Below are 22,593 nucleotides of genomic sequence, written 5' to 3'. Positions count from 1 at the left end.
GTTTCTCACTGTTTTCTCGTGAAATGCACCAGCAATACGGAAATATCTGCCGGTGAAACACCGGATATCCGGGAGGCCTGTCCAATGGTGGCGGGCTGCACCTTATTCAGCTTCTGGACCGCCTCCCTGCGCAGGCTGTTTACCTCAGAATAATCAAAATTCTCAGGCAGTTTCTTATTTTCCAACTTTCCGAACTGTTCTACCTGTTGAAGCTGGCGTTTAATATAACCCTCATATTTAATCTCAATATTCACCTGCTCCCTTACGTCAGCAGCAAGTTCAGGTCTTTCCTCATCCAGTTCCTCCAGCTTATCATAATCAAGCTCAGGCCTTTTGATCAGCTCTGCCAGTGTGATTCCTGACTTCAGCTGAGTACTTCCATATTTTTCCATACATGCCCGGGTTTTTGGATTTAATCCAACCACCGTGCGGCCAAGCCTTTTAATTTCAAGATCAATGGCCTCCATCTTATGGATCAGCTGTTCATACTCCTTATCACTTACAAGTCCTATGTCATGTCCTATTTTTCTAAGCCTTATATCAGCATTATCCTGTCTGAGAAGAAGCCTGTATTCAGCTCTGGATGTCATCATCCTATAAGGCTCATGGTTTTCCTTGGTTACCAAATCATCGATCAGCACGCCTATATACGCCTGGGAACGGCTGAGAACAACCTGGTCCCTTCCCGTGATCTTCATGGCGGCATTTACACCAGCCATAAATCCCTGAACAGCCGCCTCCTCATAACCGGAGGATCCATTAAACTGCCCGCCTGCGTAAAGGCCGGATATCTTCTTAAACTCCAGTGTTGGTTTAAGCTGAAGGGCATTAATACAGTCATATTCAATGGCATAGGCATTCCTTACAATCTGAACACGCTCCAGTCCCGGCACAGTTCTGTACATTGCATACTGTACATCTTCAGGCAGGGAACTGCTCATTCCACCCAGGTACATTTCACTGGTATAAAGGCCTTCCGGCTCCACAAACACCTGATGGCGGTCCTTGTCCGGAAACTTTACCACCTTATCCTCAATGGAAGGACAGTACCTTGGTCCGGTTCCCTCAATGGCTCCTGAAAACAGGGGGGAACGGTCCAGATTATCTCTGATGATCCTGTGAGTCTCTTGATTTGTATAAGTCAGCCAGCAGGATACCTGCTCCTTTTGGACACTTTCCGGATCCGTGGAAAATGAAAACGGCACCACTCTCTCATCCCCAAACTGCTCCTCCATCTTTGAGAAGTCAATGCTCTTTTTATCTACCCTGGCAGGAGTCCCTGTCTTAAACCGGAACATCTCAATACCATTAGCCTTCAGGGAATCTGTAAGATGGTTAGCTGCCTGCAGCCCATTGGGACCTGTAGGATTGCTCACATCCCCATAGATACATCTTGCCTTCAGATAGGTTCCCGTACAGAGGATCACGCATTTCGCCCTGTACAGAGCGCCGGAAAATGTACGTACTCCCTGTATCTTTCCATCCTCCACCACTATTTCAGACACCTCAGCCTGACGTATGGTAAGATGATCCGTCTGTTCCAGGGTCTTTCTCATCTGTCTGCTGTAATCCTGTTTATCGGCTTGAGCCCGCAGGGAATGGACAGCCGGTCCCTTGGATTCATTGAGCATTTTCGACTGGATAAAAGACTTGTCAATATTCTTTCCCATCTCTCCGCCCAAAGCGTCCAGTTCCCGTACCAGATGTCCCTTGGAACTGCCACCCACATTGGGGTTACACGGCATCAGCGCAATGCTGTCCACACTCACCGTAAACATGATAGTTTCAAGCCCCAGACGCGCACAGGCCAGCGATGCTTCACAGCCGGCATGTCCGGCTCCCACAACTACAATATCATATGTTTCTTCCAAATATGGCATAATTCCATGATCCTCTTTCATTTAAAAACTATTTTCCCATGCAGAACCTGGCAAATATCTCATTCACCAGATCATCATCCACTGCCTCACCAATGATCAAACCCAGCTGTTCATAGGCATCCATAAGATCAATGGAATAAAAATCCTCCGGCATCTGGTCCTCAATGCTTCCCCTCACCATCTCAAGGCTTTTAAGGGCCTCCTCCAAAGCTTCCTTATGGCGCACATTTGTTATATAAACCTGATCATTAAACTTAAGCTCGCCGTGATAAAACAGATGTCTGATCTCCAGCTCCAACTCCCCGATCCCCTGTTCTTCCTTTGCGGACACGGGAATCACCTTCTGCCCGCACATTTTCTCCAGGTCATCCTTTTCCACCACAATCTGAAGGTCTGATTTATTCAGCAGTATAATGGATTTCCTGCCACGGATAAACTCCAGGATTTCCCTGTCGCTCTCATCCAACGGCCTGGAACCGTCCACCACAAATATGATCAGGTCCGCATCCCTGGCAGCCCTGCGCGCCCTGTCCACCCCAATCTTTTCCACCACGTCTTCTGTGTCCCGTATACCTGCCGTATCCACCACATTCAGGCTGATACCCTGTAGATAGATATGTTCTTCCAAGGTGTCCCTGGTAGTTCCGGCAATCTCAGTTACAATGGCCCTCTCCTCTCCCAGGAGCACATTCATAAGGGAAGACTTTCCCGCATTGGGTTTTCCCAGGATCACCGTTTTCACCCCTTCTGTCATAACCCTGCCGTCATCAGCGGACTCCACCAGCTCTCTCACCTGCGAGATCATGACCTCCAGTTCTCCCTTAAGCCCTGCGCTGTATCCGTCCAGGGAAATGTGTTCAGGGTCATCCAGAGCAGACTCAATAAATGCAATCTGATATAAGATCCCAGCCCTTAGATCCCTGATCCGTTTTGATACCGAACCGCTCAGCTGGCCGACCGAACTTTTTAATGCATATTCATTGGTAGCATTAATCACGTCCGCCACCGCCTCGGCCTGGGACAGGTCGATCCTGCCGTTTAAAAATGCCCGCTTTGTAAATTCACCCGGCTGTGCGGTCCTTGCCCCGGCGTGGATCACTGCCTCCAGGATCTTTTTAACCATGAGGATCCCTCCATGGCAGTCTATCTCCACCGTGTCCTCGGCCGTATAACTGTGAGGCCCCTTCATGACCAGTACAAGGGCTTCATCCACCTTCTCATCCCCATCATAAATAAACCCGTAATGGACCGTATGAGATCTGGCATTGCTCAGCTTTACCTGGTCCCCATTCTTATTCCGGTAAAGTTTATCGATCACTGAAAATGCCTCATCTCCGCTGATCCTCACAATGCCGATCCCGGAATTGCTCATTCCGGTGGCTATGGCTGCAATTGTATCTGTCTTCATCTTCTATCCTTTCAAATACCGCTTTAAGGGGCACCCACGCGTAAGTAGCGCAAAAGGCCATTGCTAATGCAACAGCCTTTTATCTGAAACCTTACAAATTACACCTCATCACCAGCAGCTGTCTCATCTGACGCTTCGGATGAACCATTGGAAGAATAATGGCTGCGGCGGTTATTATTTCCCTTATATCCGCCGGACCTGTCTGACCGGTCACGGTCGTAACGGCCACCCTTGCTCTTGTCGTAACGCCCTCTTCTGTCCCCTGAAGAAGCTTCCTTCTTAAGGGCGATCACCACGTGGCGGAAGGGCTCTTCGCCTTCACTTCTGGTAGTAACATACTTATCATTCTGAAGCGCTGCGTGAATGATCCTTCTCTCATAAGGATTCATTGGCTCCAGTGAAACCGGTCGTTTTGTCCTCTTCACCTTATAGGCAATATTCTTTGCCAGGGTTTCCAGGGTTTCCTTTCTTCTTTCACGGTAATTCTCCGTATCCAGTTTAACCCTCAGATATCCTTCCGTTCCCTTATTGACGATCAGGCTTACCAGGTACTGGAGTGAATCCAGGGTCTGCCCTCTCTTGCCGATCAGGATCCCCATATCATCACCTTCCAGGTTCAGTGACAGTTCCTGCTCTTCCTCATTATATGCAGCCGTGATATTTACCTGCATGTTCATGGCCTCAAATATCTGCGACAGGAAATCCATGGCCCTGTCCTCAATGGTTTCCTTTTTCCTTGCACGAATAATGGCTGGTTTTGAACCGATTCCCAGGAATCCGGTGCTTCCTTTGTCAACCACTTCATATTCCAGCTTATCGCTGGTGGTCTGAAGTTCGATTAAAGCTTTTGTAACTGCATCGTCTACTGTCTTAGCAGTAACTGTAATCATATCCATACAGAACCCCTCCTATTTTTTTCCCTTATCGTGCTTTTCATTGTATTTGGCAACCATATTAGCCTTTGACGCAAGACTGCCCGGCTTTGCATTATCATTATAATACTTGTTGGATTCCTCCACGATTGCCTTTGTCTTGGCAATTTTAGCCATCTGGGCGCTTTCAGCCTTGATCTCTTTTTCCTCCATCTTCTTAAGCATGGTATCCACATTGCCTACCTTTGTGGGAGGAAGTCCTTTTTTAGCACGCTTTTTGTTGGTCTTTTCAATGTTCTTCTGAACCAGGTCATCAATATTCACCTTATTAAGATAAGAATTGATCCCTACCTGCTGAATAATAGTAAATACACTCTGTGCAACCCAGTAAAGTCCGATACCGGATGCAAATGAAAAACAGAAGAATACGGACATCAGAGGCATGGTTACATTCATGCTCTTCATCATGCCTGCCGCAGGATTGTCATCCTTACCAGAGGCCTGAGGCTGGTTGGCTGTCATCAGCTTGGTGCTGTACCACTGGCTCAGTCCCGCAAACAGAGGAATGCAGAGAGCCGCAATGGCCGTAAGTAAGGTGGTGCCGTCAACCTTATTAAAGTAGTTCATGATAACCTGAAGAGGTGTGTATGCAATATTGAGCCCAAAAAATGTCTGCATGTTCTCAATGGCATCCACCACCCTGACGCCGGTTTCCGTAACAGCCTGTCCCACTGCCGAAAATGAATTCACCAGTGTGTCCCACTGCTGTCCTGTAAATTTGTATAATAAGTCAATGACCGTGTTTACATTGGTATAATCATACTTGTCAATGGGCATTTTCTGAGCTGCTGCCAGATCCGTAAATGCCTGAGCGGTCTGATATCCGCTTGGAAGCTTGCTGATAATAGTCTCATAATATCCCCTTACAGACTGAACATATGCGGGAATATTATAGATAACACGATACAATGCAAAAATGATAGGCATCTGGATCAAAAGAGGAAGGCAGCCGCCGGTCATGGAGGTACCGTACTTTTCATAAACCCCCTTGATCTCCGTCTGCATCATCATCGCATACTTTTGATCATTTTCCTTGCCCTTATACTTTTTCTGGATTGCAGAAATCTCCGGCTGCATAACCGCCATCAGCTTGGAAGACTGCTGCTGCTTGATGGTAAGAGGTATCATAAGTACCTTTGTTACCAATGTAAAAAGAATAATACACAAACCGATGTTTTCAATACCAAATATACTGGTAAACTTAAACAGCCAGTCCATGATCCACCCCAGGATATCTGCGATCGGCCCCAGAAAACCGCCTGTCTTTGTCAATACCACTGCGCCAACTAACTCATTCAATACGTATACCTCCTAATCTCTACGGAACTGGATCATAACCGCCTTCTGCAAATGGATGACACCTCAGTATCCTTTTGCAGGCCAACCATGTACCCTTTAACGCACCATACTTTTTTAGTGCCTCAATGGCGTATTGGGAGCACGTAGGTGTGTAAATACAGTGAGTTCTTATCTTAAGAGGAGACAAAAATCTCTGGTATCCCCTTACCAACAAAATCAAAAACCTTGCCATAATCACTTCACTTCGATTCTCTTAAAATGTGATGCAGTCCGCACAGGTGCATATAAGCACCTTCCAAATCTTTGTATTCTGATGTTTTTGCAGCCACTCTGGCCACAACAATGATGTTTAACCCAGTCTTCAATCTATGATCATTTAAACGAAATATTTCTCTTATAAGTCTGGTAATGTGATGGCGGACAACACTGTTTCCCACTTTCTTGCTGACCGAGATGCCGATCCGGTTCCTGTCTTCCCCGCTTTCCGCCACATACATAACAAGAAGTCTGTTTGCATAAGAAGTCCCACTTTTATAAATCTTCTGGAACTCACTGTTTTTCCTTACGGAAGGAAATCGTTTCATACGATACTCCTAACAACTAATTATTAAGAAAAGAAAAGGCCACATGTTCCTGTGGCCTGTCGTTCTTTTGCTTTAAGCTTGAAACAAAATTAAGCAGATAATCTGGCTCTACCTTTTGCTCTTCTGGCAGCAATAACTTTTCTACCGCCTACAGTCTTCATTCTAGCTCTAAAGCCATGAACTTTCGCTCTCTGTCTCTTCTTGGGCTGAAATGTCATCTTCATAATCCGGGCACCTCCTATCAAAATTATCTGGTAATGTGAAAACACACATTTAGACTAGTATAATTAAACATCCACTCAATTATATAGAAGAAATCCGTCTTCGTCAAGTGCATTTTCATAAAAAAACCACAAAAAACCTATAAAAAAGGACGGTTTTAAGGCCGTCCCAATAAAATGTGTGCATTGTCGGTTTCTGTTACTATATTTAGTATTACGTCAGGGCTGCTTAGTAAAACGAAGCATTACTTTTCCTATAATTGCCACCAGGATTGCAGCAACGATCGCTTCCGGTATACCGGATGCGGTAACTGTCACCATGATCAGTCCCCATACGGCATCGATCGCAACATTTTTGGCAGCGGCATACTGGGAAGCAAACAAAAGATAGATACTCCCCATAACAAAAACCGTGTTGGTCATGGAGCCTATGAATCCGGTGATGGGAAGGGCTGCCATTCCATTAAGCCCCACCTTTTTAAACAGGATCCAGAGCCATCCCGCGATCACACCGATCATGATCCTGCATCCCACAGAAACCCAGACTGCTTTTAATACGCCGGGAAGTCCGGTCATGCTCATAAACGGCGAAAACGCAAAAGAAAGCAAAGTGGGCGCCATGGTATTGCTGATCATGGAGCATATGCCAAACACAGCTCCCAGGATCGCACCAGCCAAAGGTCCCAGCAAGATCGCTCCCAAAATAACGGGAATATGCACAGTTGTTGCCTTAATCACCGGAAGCTGTATCATTCCGAAAGGCGTATTTGCCAGCAGAATGACAACTGCCATCATAAGTGCAACACTTGCAAGCCAACGAGTGTCTTTTTTCTTTTTATTCAATTTTTTATCCTCCTGCTACTGTTCTTATAAATAAGATACAATGCCACATACCCACATTATAAACACAACTGGCAGGAGGCGTCAACGTAAAATTATTAATTTAAAAACCACTGTGCGCCCAGTCCCGTAATGGCGACAGCCGTCAGTATGTACAGACAGATGGAGGTCAGGTATGCAAACGGAATGGACAGCTTTAAAAACTCCTTGGACTCTACCTTGGTATAAGCAAGACCCCAGGCGATCCAGGACTGAGTAATACAGGAACCTACATTTACGGTCGTGGCCGGAATGGAGAATACGCAGAACAGGAACGGAACTGAAAAATGTCCGACATTTGACAGGACTCCCAGTGTTGCAGCACCGCAGCCAAACAGGGTAAAGGGACCCCTGAAAAATCCTAAAAATGCCAATGCCGCAAAGAGGATGCACACCACATACTCACTGGTAGGCATGATTCCGCCTATGACTTCCTTAAAGAACGGAGAGGCATATGTCGCACAGGTATTAAACATGGGCAGGGTTAAAAGGAAACCGATCAGAGGAGCGGTATCCACCACGCCGTCATAATACAGCTTATTAACCAGCTGGCAGTTCTCCTTAAAGGATCCTTTCATCCTTCCGCACAAAAACAGGGCCGCAAAACCAGCTATGATAAAACCGCCGATCACTGAAAAATCCAGGGCGATCTTAAGGACCACGGGCACGATGGGAAGCAGAAGGGCCAGCATGGGAGCTTCCTTCTGAGGCTGTGCATTAGGGGTACGGGATGCCCATGCATGGCTCCTCTTTCCAAACTTCAGGTAAATGCCTGTGAGCAGGGAAACAGTGACCACGGAAATCCCCAGGGCATAATATCCCCAGTGGGTTGCATACCATGAAAATGAAAATTCAGGCATCTGATCAGCCGGCAGGATAAATGCGCGCAGCTGTGAGAACTGAAGCACAGGGTTTAGGTACATGCCTGCGGAAACAGATCCCATAAATGTAAACATGGCTATGGCCTTTGGAATACCAAGGCTCATCAGAATAGGAAGCACGATAACGCCGATGGCGATAACCGGTCCGGCGCCCATCATGGCAGTGAATATAAAAGCCGTAACAATATTAAGAAGCACAATGGTAATGATGGGGCGATCCCCGCCAAGTTCCACTGTCTTGCGGATCAGCGTGGAAGCAATTCCTGTCTCCATGAGAACCCGTCCAAACCAGGCGCCCCAGCACACATTGACAAGGGTTGTGCCCCATCCCTCAGGAGCTGCCTGATAGATCTTGTTTAAAATGGCAACCAATCCCTTGCCTCCGTCCCCTCCAAACTGGAGTACAGGATTCTCGGCAATGAACTCCGGGGAGGATATCCCTGCACCAGCCAGCGACAGCACGGTCCACAACACGGAAATAATCAGAAAACCGATCATCAGGTTGTAGCCTTTTACACAATAATAGGCCAGGGCAAAGAACGTAAGGATAAGCAGTACACCAATCATAAATTCCATAAAATATCCCCCTTTAATTGAATTTGGTAAAATTTATTAAAAAACAATAAATTTTATGAACAGTTTCTAATATATTATACTAAATCATAGGTATTTAAGCAATATAAACCATGTAAACGTAGCTTTTTTTTAACATCCCCCTTCGTCCTTGTCTGTGGATTTACATAAACTTATCCACAAATTGTTGATAAGTTGTGGATAAGTGTGTGTAATTATCTTTTTTTTCCCCAGTGCTCATAAAAAAGTCCAGAATTTCTATATATTTCCGGGTTGTGCACAACTCAGGTTAACTTTTTTATGGTTTTTGTGGAAAAACCCTCCATCCACAAGGCTTTCACAGTGCTTCCACAAGCTGCACACAAAGTTATCCACAATATTTTACACTTTCCATTGAAAAAATTTTTGGTTTAGTATACAATGGATTTAGATTGGGCAATTCTGCAATACAGTTTTAGGAGACAAGAAATGATCGATAAAATCAAAGAAAACTGGGACAAAATCCTGCTTACCTTAAAAGAAGAACACGAAATATCCAATATCTCCTACAGTACCTGGCTGGAACCCTTGAAGCCATATTCTTTTAAAGATAACACAGTAATAATCATTGTTCCTGAACAAACCTTTTTACAATACGTTAATAAAAAATATGGATTTTTATTAAAGGTGACCATCTCGGAGTTCCTTGAACAGGAATGCGAGGTGGATTTCAAAGTTAAGGAACAAATCATTGAAAAAGAAGAACCGTCAGGGCCGCAGCTGATCCAGAAAACATCGGTAGCAGTAAGCCCGGACGTTATTCAGAGTGCCAACCTTAACTCAAAGTATACCTTTGATACCTTTGTGGTGGGTTCCAACAACAACCTGGCCCATGCAGCAGCCCTGGCCGTAGCGGAATCCCCGGGAGAAATCTACAACCCCCTGTTTATATACGGAGGCGTGGGACTTGGAAAAACCCACTTAATGCATGCTATTGCACATTTCATATTAAAAAACAACCCCAATTCCAAGATCCTTTACGTCACATCGGAGACCTTTACCAATGAGCTGATCGATGCCATCCGTAACAAAAACAACATAACCACCACGGAATTCAGGGAAAAGTACCGCAATAACGATGTGCTCCTCATTGATGATATCCAGTTTATCATCGGTAAGGAAAGTACCCAGGAAGAATTTTTCCATACCTTTAATACACTATATGAGTCCAAGAAGCAGATTATAATCTCCTCAGATAAACCTCCAAAGGAAATTGAAACCCTGGAGGAGCGCCTGCGCTCCCGTTTTGAGTGGGGCCTGACCGTGGACATCCAGTCTCCTGATTATGAGACAAGAATGGCCATACTGCGCAAAAAAGAAGAGATGGAAGGATATAATATAGACAATGAGGTGATCAAATACATCGCCACCAACATCAAATCCAATATCCGTGAACTGGAAGGAGCCCTCACCAAGATCGTTGCCCTTTCCAGGCTGAACAAATGTGATATCACATTGGAACTGGCTGAGGAGGCGCTTAAGGATATCATTTCCCCCAATGCCCAGCGGGAGGTGACTCCTGACCTGATCATTCAGATCGTGTCGGACCACTATGGGCTGACTCCCCTTGACATTTCCTCCCAAAAAAGGAACAAGGAGATCGTATACCCACGGCAGATTGTCATGTACCTTTGCAGGAATATGACGGAAACCCCTCTCCAGACCATTGGAAGATACCTGGGAGGAAGGGACCATACCACGATTATCCATGGCGCTGAGAAGATCGCAGGCGACATTAAGAAGGATGATACACTTAAGAATACCATCGAGATACTAAAAAAGAAGATCAATCCACAATAGGCCGTGGAATTCATGTGGACAGGTTGTTGATAACTGCCTGGACTTTAAGACCTTGTGAATCATTTTTAACCATATATGGATAAACCTGAAGTTTTACCATGGATTGGTGGATGATTTCCACAGATCATTCCACATGAACTTGTCCTTAATCCTCAAGGGATTCGAGGGGTTTTACACAAACCCACAACCCCTACTACGGTTTCTACGAAAATTATCTATATCTTTAACTACTGATGGAGCTTCGGTCTCCAAATAATCTGAAAGGAAGTTATCAACATTATGAAGCTAAAATTTCAAAAAGACGCCATTGTAAACGGCATTAATATTGTAATGAAGGCAGTACCCTCCAAAACAACCATGTCCATCCTGGAATGTATCCTGATCGATGCCAGCACAGGCGAGATCAAGCTTACGGGCAATGATATGGAACTGGGAATTGAGACAAAAGTAGAAGGTGAGATCCTGGAACATGGAAAGATCGCACTGGACGCTAAGCTTTTTTCCGAGATCACACGCCGTCTCTCCAGTGAGAACGCATCCGTTACCATTGAATCTGATGACAAATTCAACACTACCATCAGCTGTGAGAACTCCGTTTTTAATATCCAGGGACGTGACGGAGAGGAATTTGCCTACCTTCCCTACATTGAAAAGGACAAATATATCTGCCTTTCCCAGTTCACGCTGAAGGAAGTGATCCAGCAGACCATATTTTCCATCTCCCCCAATGACAGCAACAAGATGATGGCAGGGGAATTATTTGAGGTCAATGAAAACCAGTTAAAGGTGGTATCCCTTGACGGGCACCGTATCTCCATCCGTAAGGTCCGCTTAAAAGATCATTATGAGGACACCAAGGTGATCGTACCGGGCAAGACATTGAGCGAGGTCAGTAAGATCTTAGGCGGTGACAATGAAAAGGAGGTCCTGATCTATTTCAGCCCCAATCATATCCTGTTTGAGTTTGACAGCACCATTGTGGTGTCACGTCTGATCGAAGGCGAATATTTCAGAATCAACCAGATGCTGTCCAATGATTATGAGACAAAAGTATCCGTGAACAAGAAGGAGTTCTTAAACTGTATTGAGCGTGCCACCATCCTGATCAGGGAAAATGACAAAAAGCCGCTGATCATCAACATTGGTGACAATTCCATGGAGATGAAGCTCAACTCCAGTTTCGGATCCATGAACGCAGACCTTATGATCCACAAAACCGGTAAGGACATTATGATCGGTTTTAATCCAAAGTTCCTGATCGATGCCCTGCGCGTAATAGATGATGAAGAGATCAACATTTATATGATGAATCCCAAGTCCCCATGCTTTATCAAGGATGATGAGGAGAATTATATTTACCTGATTCTTCCTGTTAATTTCAATGCAGCAACGGTTTAGTACGGTTTTTGTACTAAGAAAGGAAAATGATGGAAATAATTAAATTGAGGGAAGACTATATCAAACTGGGCCAGGCGCTGAAAGCGGCCGGCCTGGTCCAGTCTGGTGTAGATGCCAAATATGCAATTGAGGACGGTCTTGTATCCGTAAACGGAGAGGCCGCTTTTCAGCGCGGTAAGAAGCTGGTGGACGGTGACATCGTGACCTACGATGGACAGACCATCAAGATCACCAAATAGGGACCGCAGAAAGAGAACATCCATGATGATTGAATCCATAGAACTTAAAAATTACCGCAATTACAAAGAACTACATATGGAATTTAATCAGGGAACCAATATACTCTACGGTGACAATGCCCAGGGAAAGACCAATATTCTGGAAGCTGTTTACGTCTGCTGCACATCTAAATCACATAAAAGCGCAAAAGACAGGGATATCATCCGGTTTGACCAGGATGAATCCCATATTAAATTACAGATCAGAAAAAATAATGTACCATACCGCATTGACATGCATCTGAAAAAGAATAAGCCTAAGGGAATTGCCATTAACGGAGTGCCTATCAGGAAAGCAAGTGAACTTTTTGGAATTGCCAATGTGGTATTCTTTTCCCCGGAGGATCTGAACATTATCAAAAACGGTCCATCGGAGAGAAGAAGATTTATTGATCTGGAACTGTGCCAGCTGAACAAGCTGTATGTTCATTCCCTTGTACAGTACAATAAGGTGCTGCTCCAGAGGAACAAGCTGCTGAAAGAGTTGTTTTTTAAGCCTGAATATGAAGAAACCCTGGATGTGTGGGACATGCAGCTGGTAAATTACGGCCGGGAGGTGATTCGGTTCCGCCGTGAGTTTATTGACCAGCTTAACGAGATTATCCGGGGGATCCACCGGAGTCTTTCCGGTGACAAGGAAGAGATAGAGATTTCCTATGAGCCATATACACAGGAGGACCAGCTGGCCGATGTCCTGAAAAGGAACCGGGGGCAGGACATGAAACAAAAGACCACCCTGTCGGGTCCTCACAGGGATGATATCAGCTTTATTGTAAATGGGATCGATATCAGAAAATTCGGCTCCCAGGGCCAGCAGCGCACCGCTGCATTGTCCCTGAAGCTGTCTGAGTTAGAGCTGGTCAAACGGATCAGCAGGGATGAACCCATCCTGCTGTTGGACGATGTGCTGTCAGAACTGGACAGCGGCAGGCAGAACCACCTGCTTTCAGCCATACAGAATATTCAGACCATGATCACCTGTACGGGGCTGGATGATTTCGTCAACAACAGATTCCATATAGACAAAATATTCCGGGTGATCGATGGAACCGCCCAGAACGAGAACTAGTACAGGATACTACCCAAAAGAAAGGAAGATATAAAACATGGGAGAGCAATACGGAGCAGATCAGATTCAGATTTTGGAGGGACTAGAGGCAGTGAGAAAGCGGCCCGGCATGTATATCGGCAGTACATCAGCCAGAGGACTCCATCATCTGGTTTATGAGATTGTAGATAATGCGGTCGATGAAGCATTGGCGGGATATTGTGATTCCATTGATGTTACCATCAATCCGGACAATTCCATCACAGTGGTGGATGACGGACGCGGAATCCCTGTAGATATCCAGAAAAAAGCCGGCCTTCCCGCTGTGGAGGTGGTCTTTACCATCCTTCACGCAGGGGGAAAGTTCGGCAATGGCGGATACAAGGTTTCCGGCGGCCTTCACGGGGTTGGTGCATCAGTTGTAAATGCGCTGTCTGAATGGCTGGAAGTACAGGTTTTTAAAGATGGAAATATTTACCAGCAGAGATACCAGAGGGGGAAGGTAACCTACCCCTTAAAGATCGTTGGAAAATGCGGTCCTGAACAGCATGGGACCAAAGTAACCTTCCTGCCTGACACTGAGATATTTGAGGAGACCGAGTATGACTACGACACCCTGAAGATACGTCTCAGGGAGACCGCTTTCCTCACCAAGAATTTAAAGATCACCCTCAGGGATGAAAGGGAAGAAAAAAAAGAGAAAACATTCCACTACGAGGGCGGTATCAAGGAGTTTGTCACCTATCTCAACAAGGGAAAGACTCCCCTGTATGAGCAGGTGATCTACTGCGAGGGGACCAAGGAAGGCGTGTTTGTGGAAGTATCCATGCAGCACAATGATTCCTACACTGAGAATATTTATACATTTGTTAACAATATCAATACTCCTGAGGGCGGAACCCATCTCACCGGTTTTAAGAATGCCCTTACCAAGACATTTAATGACTATGCCAGGAAAAATAAGCTGTTAAAGGAAAATGAGGACAGCTTATCCGGCGAGGATATCCGTGAGGGGCTGACCGCCATTATCAGTATCAAGGTGGCCGAACCTCAGTTCGAGGGACAGACCAAGCAGAAACTGGGTAACAGCGAAGCCCGTACTGCTGTGGACAATATTGTCAGCGAGCAGCTGACCTATTTCCTGGAGCAGAATCCCGGGATCGCAAAGGCCATGTGTGAGAAATCCATCCTTGCCCAGAGGGCCCGTGCAGCTGCCAGAAAGGCCAGAGACCTGACACGCCGTAAATCCGCCCTGGACGGAATGGCCCTTCCGGGTAAGCTGGCTGACTGCTCTGATAAGAACCCGGAAAACTGCGAGATCTATATCGTAGAGGGAGATTCCGCCGGCGGGTCTGCCAAGACCGCACGTTCCCGCGCCACCCAGGCCATCCTTCCTCTGCGCGGTAAGATACTGAACGTGGAAAAGGCCAGAATGGACCGTATTTACGGCAATGCAGAGATCAAGGCAATGATCACGGCATTCGGAACCGGCATTCATGAGGATTTTGATATATCAAAGCTCCGTTATCACAAGATCATCATCATGACGGATGCTGATGTGGACGGCGCCCACATCAGCACCCTGCTTTTGACCTTCCTTTACAGGTTCATGCCTGAACTGATCAAGCAGGGCTACGTGTATCTGGCACAGCCGCCCTTATATAAGATTGAGAAAAACAAAAAGGTGTGGTATGCATACAGCGATGATGAGCTGAATTCCATCATGATGGAGATCGGCCGCGATACCAACAACAAGATCCAGCGTTACAAAGGTTTGGGAGAGATGGATGCGGAACAGCTTTGGGAAACCACCATGGATCCTGAGAGGAGGATCCTTCTGCGGGTGACCATGGATGAGGAGACCACCTCCGAAATCGATCTGACCTTTACCACCCTGATGGGTGACCAGGTTGAGCCGAGAAGGGAATTTATTGAGGCCAATGCAAAGCGTGTCCAGAACCTGGATATCTGATTTTGACAATTCGATTGTAAACATAAAGGAGATTGAATATGGAACCAAATGTATTTGACAAGGTTCATGAAGTAGACCTTAAAAAGACCATGGAACAGTCCTATATCGACTATGCCATGAGTGTTATCAGCGCCAGGGCCCTGCCTGATGTAAGGGACGGTTTAAAACCTGTACAAAGGCGTGTACTCTACTCCATGATAGAACTTAACAATGGTCCGGATAAGCCGCACCGTAAATGCGCGCGTATCGTGGGTGATACCATGGGTAAATACCATCCCCATGGCGACAGCTCCATTTACGGGGCATTGGTAAACATGGCCCAGGAGTGGTCCACACGTTATCCGCTGGTGGACGGACATGGAAACTTCGGTTCCGTGGACGGAGACGGCGCTGCTGCCATGCGATATACGGAAGCCCGTCTCAGCAAGATATCCATGGAAATGCTGTCCGATATCAATAAAGACACGGTTGACTTTGTGCCCAACTTTGATGAGACAGAGAAGGAACCGGTTGTGCTCCCCTCCAGATATCCCAACCTTCTTGTCAATGGTACATCCGGCATTGCGGTTGGAATGGCTACCAATATCCCGCCCCATAACCTTCGTGAGATCATAGGCGCCGTTGTTAAGATGATCGACAACCGGGTGGAGGAAGACAGGGAGACAACCCTGGAAGAGATCATGGAAATTGTAAAAGGACCTGATTTCCCAACGGGTGCAACCATCCTCGGCAGAAGAAGCATTGAGGAAGCATACCGCACAGGCCGTGCCAAGATCAAGGTGCGCGCCGTTACCAACATAGAGACCATGCCCAACGGAAAGTCCAGGATCATTGTGACTGAACTTCCCTACATGGTAAACAAGGCCCGTCTCATTGAGAAGATCGCAGACCTTGTAAAAGATAAGAAAATTGACGGAATCACATATATCGGAGATGAGTCCAACCGTGAGGGTATGCGCATCAACATCGAGCTGCGCAGGGATGTGAATGCCAATGTTATTTTAAACCAGCTGTTAAAACACACCCAGCTTCAGGATACCTTTGGTGTGATCATGCTGGCCCTGATCAACAATGAGCCCAAGGTGCTGAATATCCATCAGATGTTGGATGAGTACCTGAAGCATCAGGAAGAGGTTGTAAGAAGAAGGACCCAGTATGATCTGAATAAGGCTGAGGAGCGGGCCCATATCTTACAGGGCTTGCTGATCGCCCTGGATCACATTGACGAGGTCATCCGCATCATCAGGGGTTCCGCCAATGTGGCTGACGCCAAGAACCAGTTGATGGAGCGCTTCGGCTTATCCGATGCACAGTCCCAGGCCATTGTGGATATGAGGCTGCGCGCACTCACCGGTTTGGAGAGGGAGAAGCTGGAGAACGAGTACAGGGAGCTTCAGGCAAAAATTGAGGAGTTAAAGGCCATCCTGGCAGATGAGAAAAAGCTTCTCACAGTCATCAAGGAGGAGATCTCCGTAATCTCCGATAAATACGGGGATGACAGGCGCACTGCCATTGGATATGATGATGACGTGTCCATGGAAGACCTGATCCCGGATGAGGACACGGTGATCGCCATGACCCATTTGGGCTATATCAAGAGAATGGACGTGGATAATTTCAGAAGCCAGAACCGCGGCGGCAAGGGCATCAAGGGAATGCAGACCATTGAGGAGGACTATATTGAGGACCTTCTTATGACCACCAACCATCACTTTATGATGTTCTTTACCAACAAGGGGCGTGTGTACAGGTTAAAGGCATATGAGATTCCGGAGGCAGGACGGACTGCTAGGGGAACCGCTATCATCAACCTGCTGCAGCTGCAGCCTGATGAGAAGATAACAGCCATCATTCCCATGCGTGAATATAATGAGGACAAATACCTGTTCATGGCAACTAAAAACGGTATGGTCAAGAAAACACCGATGGTGGAGTATGAGCATGTGCGCAAGAACGGCCTTCAGGCCATTGTTCTGCGGGAGGATGATGAGCTTATAGAGGTAAAGGATACGGACAATACCCAGGATATCTTCCTTGTAACACGCAAGGGGATGTGTATCCGCTTTAATGAAACGGATGTAAGGGTCACCGGCCGTGTATCCATGGGCGTGATCGGCATGCGTTTTGAAGAGGATGATGAGGTCATCGGTATGCAGATGGAAAGTCAGGGTGAAAGCCTGCTGGTTGTTTCGGAGAACGGAATGGGCAAGCGTACCATCACGTCTGAGTTCAGCGCCCAGAACAGGGGCGGCAAAGGCGTGATCTGCTATAAGTGCACGGATAAAACAGGAAACCTGGTAGGAGCAAAGCTGGTGAATGACGGCCGTGAGATCATGATCATTACCACGGAGGGGATTATTATCCGTATGACAGTGGATGATATCTCTGTGATCGGCAGGAATACATCTGGTGTTAAGCTGATGAACATTAACCAGGATTCCGATATCAAGGTAGCCAGCATTGCCAAGGTGCGTGAGAGTGTTACCAAGGACAGCAATGTGTATGATGAGGAGTTTTACGAGGATGAAAATCCTGACTCAGACGAGGCAGGCCCATCAGATGCGGATCCGGAAGAGACAGTATAAAATCAGCACAGGAAATGTGTAGGGAAATAAAATTGAATATGCTGAAAAGGCTGTCCTGACAGACAGCCTTTTCATGTAATTAACCTGGTTCAAGAAATCTTGGATCCAAGGTACAAAGGAGAAAAAGGATGATTAAATGGTCATTGGCAGCTGAATTGCTGGCATTAATCATCATCATATTTTTAATGCTGCATTACCATGACAGAAGACTGGCGGCTAATTACAGGAGAAACATGTACAGACTGTGTCTGTGGATGTCAGCGGCTGCAATTATCCTGAATATTATATGTGTATCAGTTATTTCCCTGTCAGATAAGGTTCCGGTTTGGGTCAATCTTTTATTTAACAGCGCTTATTTTATCCAGGTGGTCCTTTTGTGTTCCGTGGTTGCAGCCTATCTGGCCTCCCTTATACTGGAGCATGTGTATGATAAGACATGCATGAGGAGATATCTTACATCTGTTGTACTTCTGAACCTTATGTTCTGGTGCGTGGTGGCATGGAATGTAAAAAGCGGGGTCCTCTTTTATTTTGAACAGGGGGAGATCTATCGGAGGGGGCCAATTAACGGGCTGGGGTACGTGATCATGGGTATCCAGATGGTCATGCTGCTGGTCTGTTATGTGCGAAACAGGAAGAGCGTGAGCCGGTCCGTGGTCAGACTTATACGGACCATGCCTCCCATTGCATTGGCATTGATCCTGTTTCAGCATACATATCCCGATCTTCTGCTCAACGGCATGTTTGCAGCGATCACTGACATGGTTATGTTTGTCAGCTTTCAGAGCAGCTGGAATGAGAGGGACAGCCTGACCGCCGTGGGAAACAGAAACAGCTTTTTCCAGGAAGTGACCCTGCGCATGGCCGGCCGGCAAAATTTTCAGGTGGTGCTTGTGACCCTGAAACAGTTTGCCGTGATCAATCAGAAATTCAGCCACAATAAAGGGGACGAATTTCTCTATGAGATTGCAAAGGAGATGGATTCCATCCTACCACAGGCTAAGGCATTCCGGTTTGCCAATGTGGAGTTTGCCGTGCTGCTCCCCTATGCCTCAGAAAAAACAGCCTTTAAGAATCTGGCTGTGATCAGGTCCCGATTTGAAAAACCGTGGAAACTGGGACAAATCTCCAGTCAAATTCCGGCCTTTTTCACAGATATCATATACCAGGGCCAGGATTGGAGCCCGACCCAGATGTTTGAGTTCCTGGAGTACGGGGTAAAAGCCGCCAAGGAAAGTATACAGGGAATACAGTGTATTGACCGTGTTCTTCTGGAGCACCTTGCCAGGCGCAAACAGATCCTGGATATCATGCAGCAGTCCATTGAGCAGAAACGGTTCAGGGTATGGTATCAGCCGGTTTACAGTTTTGAACAGGGGAATTTCTCTTCCGCAGAGGCATTGCTGCGCCTGACGGATTATGAGGGAAATCCGGTTCCTCCGTCTGAATTTATTCCCCTTGCGGAAGAAAAGGGAATGATCGATGAGTTGAGTTGGATCGTTCTGGAGGAAGTGTGTTCATTTCTGCAGAGGGTTCCCAGCCATATCAGGTCCATTTCCATCAACCTTTCCATGCAGCAGTTTGAGGACCGTGGCCTGACGGAGAGGATTAAACAGTACCTGGATGAATATCATCTGACTCCGGACCGGCTGAAGATAGAGATAACAGAGCGCGTACTGCTTCAGGACATGGATCACATGAAGCGGATGATGGAACAGTTGACCGGAAATGGGATCCATTTTTACCTGGATGACTTTGGAACAGGGTATTCTAACATTTCCTGCGTCCTGTCCCTGCCCTTTGAGTATATCAAGCTGGATAAAAGCCTGCTCAATGGCCTGCCCGGTGATTCCAGGGCAGAGCTTCTGGTAAAGAGTATGATACAGAGTTTTGAACGCATGGGCCTTAAGGTAATTGCCGAGGGTGTGGAGGAAAAGGAACAGGCGGAAATGCTCCGTATGTTTGGAGCGGACAGCATACAGGGATATTATTACGGAAAACCTATGCCTGAGGATGAGTTTCTGGCAGTCATATCACATAGAGTAAAAGAAAACTAAGAAGTGAGGGAAAATAAGAAATGAGGGAAATGCAGACCGAACAGATTACCCAGGTGATCAGGGAAATGTGTATTGAGGCAAACTACAGGCTTGCCCCCGACATGAAATGCGTGTTTTGTCAGGCTGTGGACCAGGAGGAGTCCCCTCTTGGACGTCAGGTATTAAAACAGCTGGAGGAAAACCTGAGAATAGCGGACGAGGATATGATACCCATCTGTCAGGATACGGGAATGGCCGTGGTGTTCCTGAAGGCCGGTCAGGAGGTCCATTTTACAGGCGGAAGCCTGACCAATGCGGTGAACGAAGGTGTCAGAAGGGGATATGAGGAAGGGTACCTGCGCAAATCCGTGGTGGGAGATCCCATTGAGCGGGTCAATACCAGGGATAATACACCGGCGGTGATCCATTATGAGATCGTGGAGGGGGACCAGGTTGATCTGACCGTGGCTCCTAAAGGCTTTGGAAGTGAAAATATGAGCCGTGTGTTTATGCTGAAACCGGCAGACGGGCTTGAAGGTGTTAAGAACGCCATACTGACAGCTGTCAGGGATGCGGGCCCCAATGCATGTCCGCCCATGGTGATCGGAGTGGGTATTGGCGGAACTTTTGAAAAATGTACGGAGATGGCAAAGCACGCCCTGACCAGAAATATTAGTGAAAAGCCTGAAACAGTCTGGGTAAGGGAACTTGAAGAGGAGATGCTTCAGACTGTGAACAAGCTGGGGATCGGACCCGGGGGGCTGGGGGGAAGGATCACTGCCTTGGCTGTCAATGTGGAGACATATCCCACCCATATAGCCGGTCTTCCTGTTGCAGTCAATATCTGCTGCCATGTAAACAGGCATGTACACAGGGTACTTTAAGGGTAAGTTATCTGCTTAGGCAGATTACTGGCTCATTGAGATCACTTACGTTAGAACGATTACTTACGTTAGAACGATCATTTACTTTAGAACAATTACTTACAACGGAAAGGGAGTCCGGATGATGGATAGGCATATCAAAGTACCGATGACAAAAGAGGACGCGGTCTCTTTAAAGGCAGGAGACTATGTATATCTGACAGGAACCATTTATACTGCCAGGGATGCGGCTCATAAGAGAATGGACGAGACACTGGACCGGGGGGAAGAACTGCCCTTTAATATTAAAGATAATATTATCTATTATCTGGGGCCGTCCCCGGCAAGGGAGGGGAGACCCATAGGTTCAGCGGGACCCACCACGGCCAGCCGCATGGATAAGTATACCCCCAGGCTTCTGGATATGGGAATGGGAGCAATGATAGGAAAAGGAAAAAGGAGCCAGGCTGTAATTGACGGCATTGTGCGCAACAAGTCCGTGTATTTTGCAGCAGTGGGAGGAGCAGGGGCCATCCTGTCCAAATGTATTCTTTCTTCAGAACTGATTGCATATGGAGATCTGGGGACAGAGGCAATCTGCAAACTGGAGATCAGGGACTTTCCAGTGGTGGTTGTCATTGACAGTCAGGGTAATAACCTGTACGAAACAGCAGTAAAGGAGTACTGTACAATATAGTACTGGAGCAAATTACCGGAGCATATCCGGATTTGATTTTTGCCATTTGCACGCTCCGGGGGAAGAGGAAACTATGAAGCGGATCATATATATGGTATTTATGAATCTGTTCCATGCGCCGGTATGGCTGTTTACCATTGCCCGCATGGGACGGCCTGAGGATGGACGTACCATTAAGGAATGCTATGATTATATTGCAAGAATGACAAGACGGATCATTAAAAGGGGAAGGGTAACGGTAACGGCCACCGGGATCGAACATATTCCGGATCAGGATGGGTTTATGCTTTTTCCAAACCATCAGGGGCTGTTTGATATGTTGGCCCTGTTTTCTACCTGCCCAAGACCACTTTCTGCTGTTATTAAGAAAGAAGCCTCCGGCTGGATCCTGGTCAAGCAGGTGATCGGCGCCACCGGAAGCCTTGCAATGGACCGGAGTGATATTAAAGATCAGGTAAGGATCATTGGGGAGGTGACAAAACGGGTTAGGGAAGGATCTAACTTTGTCATATTCGCAGAAGGGCACCGAAGCCGCAAAGGAAATGAGATACTGGATTTTAAAAGCGGCACTTTTAAAAGTGCGCTGAAAGCAGGCTGCCCCATTGTGCCTGTAGCCCTGATCAACTCCTTCAGACCCTTTGATATCAACTCATTGAGCCGGGAATATGTGGAGGTGCACTACATGGAGCCTATTTTGCCGGAACAATATATAGGTATGAAGACCTCAGAAATCGCACATCTTGTACATGACAGAATTCAGGAAGAAATAAATAAAAATGTCGGTAAAAACACCTTGACAACCTAATTTCTATCTAGTATAATGGTCAATGCGTCTGAGGACAAATATGTCAAAAGAAGCAATCATATGGAAAATATCAATTCGGAGAAATACTCAAGAGGCCGAAGAGGCGCCCCTGCTAAGGGTGTAGGCTGGGCAACCGGCGCGAGGGTTCAAATCCCTCTTTCTCCGCTCCATTTTCCAAATGATTATTTTTTTACTGTTTTGCCCTGGGGGCATAAAATTAATCAAAAAAGTTGTTGACAACAAACGACAGCTATGATATGATTAATACCCGCTGGAGAAAATACAGCGGATGATTTTTGCAGAGGGCCAAACGGCCTGAAACAACAAATTAAAAAAAGTAAAAAAAGTTGTTGACAAATACAAGCAGCTGTGATAAGATATAAAAGTTGCTGCTGAACAAGACAACAACAAACGA

At 46.5% G+C, this 22,593-nt stretch carries 19 protein-coding genes, 1 tRNA gene and 1 pseudogene; 11 read left to right on the top strand and 10 right to left on the bottom strand.

The genetic code is table 11. From position 1 onward, the window contains the following. Window positions 1-5 precede the first annotated feature (5 nt). The 9 genes and pseudogenes from mnmG to CLFS41_RS01735 all read right to left on the bottom strand — a co-directional run bounded on the left by mnmG (window position 6) and on the right by CLFS41_RS01735 (window position 8,660). Window positions 6-1,880 (bottom strand): tRNA uridine-5-carboxymethylaminomethyl(34) synthesis enzyme MnmG, encoded by a 1,875-nt coding sequence (gene mnmG, locus CLFS41_RS01770; protein WP_195416170.1) that lies wholly within the window; start codon window positions 1,878-1,880, stop codon window positions 6-8. A 28-nt stretch (window positions 1,881-1,908) separates the two neighbouring features. Further along, entirely contained in the window at window positions 1,909-3,288 is a 1,380-nt protein-coding gene (gene mnmE / locus CLFS41_RS01765) for a tRNA uridine-5-carboxymethylaminomethyl(34) synthesis GTPase MnmE (protein ID WP_007862606.1), read from the bottom strand. Window positions 3,289-3,560: 272 nt separating this feature from the next. Next, a pseudogene (gene jag / locus CLFS41_RS01760) lies at window positions 3,561-4,184 on the bottom strand (RNA-binding cell elongation regulator Jag/EloR); the annotation flags it as partial. A 12-nt stretch (window positions 4,185-4,196) separates the two neighbouring features. Beyond that, window positions 4,197-5,519 carry a YidC/Oxa1 family membrane protein insertase gene (locus CLFS41_RS01755; RefSeq protein WP_007862608.1) on the bottom strand — a complete coding sequence of 441 codons (1,323 nt, stop codon included), beginning with the start codon at window positions 5,517-5,519 and terminating at the stop codon, window positions 4,197-4,199. 19 nt (window positions 5,520-5,538) lie between these two features. Then, entirely contained in the window at window positions 5,539-5,751 is a 213-nt protein-coding gene (gene yidD, locus CLFS41_RS29250; RefSeq protein ID WP_082082471.1) for a membrane protein insertion efficiency factor YidD, read from the bottom strand. Window positions 5,752-5,758: 7 nt separating this feature from the next. Beyond that, window positions 5,759-6,103, bottom strand: coding sequence for a ribonuclease P protein component (gene rnpA, locus CLFS41_RS01750; RefSeq protein ID WP_045091280.1), 345 nt, complete (start codon window positions 6,101-6,103; stop codon window positions 5,759-5,761). Window positions 6,104-6,192: 89 nt separating this feature from the next. Beyond that, window positions 6,193-6,327, bottom strand: a complete 135-nt coding sequence (gene rpmH, locus CLFS41_RS01745) for a 50S ribosomal protein L34 (RefSeq protein WP_007862611.1) — start codon at window positions 6,325-6,327, stop codon at window positions 6,193-6,195. Window positions 6,328-6,543: 216 nt separating this feature from the next. Continuing rightward, window positions 6,544-7,167, bottom strand: coding sequence for an ECF transporter S component (locus tag CLFS41_RS01740; RefSeq protein WP_007862612.1), 624 nt, complete (start codon window positions 7,165-7,167; stop codon window positions 6,544-6,546). Between the two features lie 95 nt (window positions 7,168-7,262). Further along, window positions 7,263-8,660 carry a hypothetical protein gene (locus CLFS41_RS01735; protein ID WP_007862613.1) on the bottom strand — a complete coding sequence of 466 codons (1,398 nt, stop codon included), beginning with the start codon at window positions 8,658-8,660 and terminating at the stop codon, window positions 7,263-7,265. A 465-nt stretch (window positions 8,661-9,125) separates the two neighbouring features. Between CLFS41_RS01735 and dnaA the strand changes: the two genes are divergently transcribed. The 11 genes from dnaA to CLFS41_RS01680 all read left to right on the top strand — a co-directional run bounded on the left by dnaA (window position 9,126) and on the right by CLFS41_RS01680 (window position 22,343). After that, window positions 9,126-10,496 carry a chromosomal replication initiator protein DnaA gene (gene dnaA / locus CLFS41_RS01730; RefSeq protein WP_007862614.1) on the top strand — a complete coding sequence of 457 codons (1,371 nt, stop codon included), beginning with the start codon at window positions 9,126-9,128 and terminating at the stop codon, window positions 10,494-10,496. A gap of 279 nt (window positions 10,497-10,775) precedes the next feature. Then, entirely contained in the window at window positions 10,776-11,894 is a 1,119-nt protein-coding gene (dnaN, locus tag CLFS41_RS01725; protein ID WP_007862616.1) for a DNA polymerase III subunit beta, read from the top strand. 29 nt (window positions 11,895-11,923) lie between these two features. Further along, complete coding sequence (locus CLFS41_RS01720) at window positions 11,924-12,133, top strand: RNA-binding S4 domain-containing protein (protein WP_007862618.1); 210 nt, start codon at window positions 11,924-11,926, stop codon at window positions 12,131-12,133. A 22-nt stretch (window positions 12,134-12,155) separates the two neighbouring features. Beyond that, window positions 12,156-13,241: a DNA replication/repair protein RecF gene (gene recF / locus CLFS41_RS01715; RefSeq protein ID WP_045091279.1), complete on the top strand. Its 1,086-nt coding sequence runs from the start codon at window positions 12,156-12,158 to the stop codon at window positions 13,239-13,241. Between the two features lie 37 nt (window positions 13,242-13,278). Then, on the top strand, window positions 13,279-15,192 hold the full coding sequence (gene gyrB, locus CLFS41_RS01710) for a DNA topoisomerase (ATP-hydrolyzing) subunit B (protein WP_045091278.1): 1,914 nt from the start codon (window positions 13,279-13,281) through the stop codon (window positions 15,190-15,192). A 38-nt stretch (window positions 15,193-15,230) separates the two neighbouring features. After that, the gene (gene gyrA / locus CLFS41_RS01705) at window positions 15,231-17,777 is read left to right on the top strand and encodes a DNA gyrase subunit A (RefSeq protein ID WP_007862623.1); all 2,547 of its coding nucleotides are present in this window, start codon (window positions 15,231-15,233) and stop codon (window positions 17,775-17,777) included. A gap of 128 nt (window positions 17,778-17,905) precedes the next feature. After that, a complete protein-coding gene (locus tag CLFS41_RS01700; RefSeq protein WP_045091277.1) occupies window positions 17,906-19,834 on the top strand; it encodes an EAL domain-containing protein in 1,929 nt (642 codons plus the stop codon). A gap of 20 nt (window positions 19,835-19,854) precedes the next feature. Then, window positions 19,855-20,697, top strand: coding sequence for a fumarate hydratase (locus CLFS41_RS01695; RefSeq protein WP_045091276.1), 843 nt, complete (start codon window positions 19,855-19,857; stop codon window positions 20,695-20,697). A gap of 124 nt (window positions 20,698-20,821) precedes the next feature. After that, window positions 20,822-21,373, top strand: coding sequence for a Fe-S-containing hydro-lyase (locus tag CLFS41_RS01690; protein WP_007862626.1), 552 nt, complete (start codon window positions 20,822-20,824; stop codon window positions 21,371-21,373). Between the two features lie 73 nt (window positions 21,374-21,446). Further along, window positions 21,447-22,178, top strand: a complete 732-nt coding sequence (locus tag CLFS41_RS01685) for a 1-acyl-sn-glycerol-3-phosphate acyltransferase (RefSeq protein ID WP_007862627.1) — start codon at window positions 21,447-21,449, stop codon at window positions 22,176-22,178. A gap of 77 nt (window positions 22,179-22,255) precedes the next feature. Continuing rightward, a tRNA-Ser gene (locus CLFS41_RS01680) sits at window positions 22,256-22,343 on the top strand. Between the two features lie 56 nt (window positions 22,344-22,399). Here the strand turns inward: CLFS41_RS01680 and CLFS41_RS30565 are convergent. After that, on the bottom strand, window positions 22,400-22,593 hold a 194-nt coding region (locus CLFS41_RS30565; protein ID WP_207642651.1), incomplete at its 5' end, for a hypothetical protein.

This window comes from Clostridium sp. FS41, from assembly GCF_000954015.1.
GTDB classification, from domain to species: Bacteria; Bacillota; Clostridia; order Lachnospirales; family Lachnospiraceae; genus Enterocloster; species Enterocloster citroniae.
Note: the sequence above shows the minus strand (reverse complement) of the source record. Positions and strands in the feature narration are given on the sequence as shown.

What these genes read in the sequence shown, in the direction of transcription:
- dnaN (WP_007862616.1), top strand. Translation starts at nt 10,776, where the DNA reads ATGAAGCTAAAATTTCAAAAAGACGCCATTGTAAACGGCATTAATATT.
- recF (WP_045091279.1), top strand. Translation starts at nt 12,156, where the DNA reads ATGATGATTGAATCCATAGAACTTAAAAATTACCGCAATTACAAAGAA.
- gyrB (WP_045091278.1), top strand. Translation starts at nt 13,279, where the DNA reads ATGGGAGAGCAATACGGAGCAGATCAGATTCAGATTTTGGAGGGACTA.
- CLFS41_RS01735 (WP_007862613.1), bottom strand. Translation starts at nt 8,660, where the DNA reads ATGGAATTTATGATTGGTGTACTGCTTATCCTTACGTTCTTTGCCCTG.
- CLFS41_RS01700 (WP_045091277.1), top strand. Translation starts at nt 17,906, where the DNA reads ATGATTAAATGGTCATTGGCAGCTGAATTGCTGGCATTAATCATCATC.
- CLFS41_RS01720 (WP_007862618.1), top strand. Translation starts at nt 11,924, where the DNA reads ATGGAAATAATTAAATTGAGGGAAGACTATATCAAACTGGGCCAGGCG.
- CLFS41_RS01695 (WP_045091276.1), top strand. Translation starts at nt 19,855, where the DNA reads ATGAGGGAAATGCAGACCGAACAGATTACCCAGGTGATCAGGGAAATG.
- mnmE (WP_007862606.1), bottom strand. Translation starts at nt 3,288, where the DNA reads ATGAAGACAGATACAATTGCAGCCATAGCCACCGGAATGAGCAATTCC.
- yidD (WP_082082471.1), bottom strand. Translation starts at nt 5,751, where the DNA reads ATGGCAAGGTTTTTGATTTTGTTGGTAAGGGGATACCAGAGATTTTTG.
- mnmG (WP_195416170.1), bottom strand. Translation starts at nt 1,880, where the DNA reads ATGCCATATTTGGAAGAAACATATGATATTGTAGTTGTGGGAGCCGGA.
- CLFS41_RS01685 (WP_007862627.1), top strand. Translation starts at nt 21,447, where the DNA reads ATGAAGCGGATCATATATATGGTATTTATGAATCTGTTCCATGCGCCG.
- rnpA (WP_045091280.1), bottom strand. Translation starts at nt 6,103, where the DNA reads ATGAAACGATTTCCTTCCGTAAGGAAAAACAGTGAGTTCCAGAAGATT.
- gyrA (WP_007862623.1), top strand. Translation starts at nt 15,231, where the DNA reads ATGGAACCAAATGTATTTGACAAGGTTCATGAAGTAGACCTTAAAAAG.
- dnaA (WP_007862614.1), top strand. Translation starts at nt 9,126, where the DNA reads ATGATCGATAAAATCAAAGAAAACTGGGACAAAATCCTGCTTACCTTA.
- rpmH (WP_007862611.1), bottom strand. Translation starts at nt 6,327, where the DNA reads ATGAAGATGACATTTCAGCCCAAGAAGAGACAGAGAGCGAAAGTTCAT.
- CLFS41_RS01690 (WP_007862626.1), top strand. Translation starts at nt 20,822, where the DNA reads ATGGATAGGCATATCAAAGTACCGATGACAAAAGAGGACGCGGTCTCT.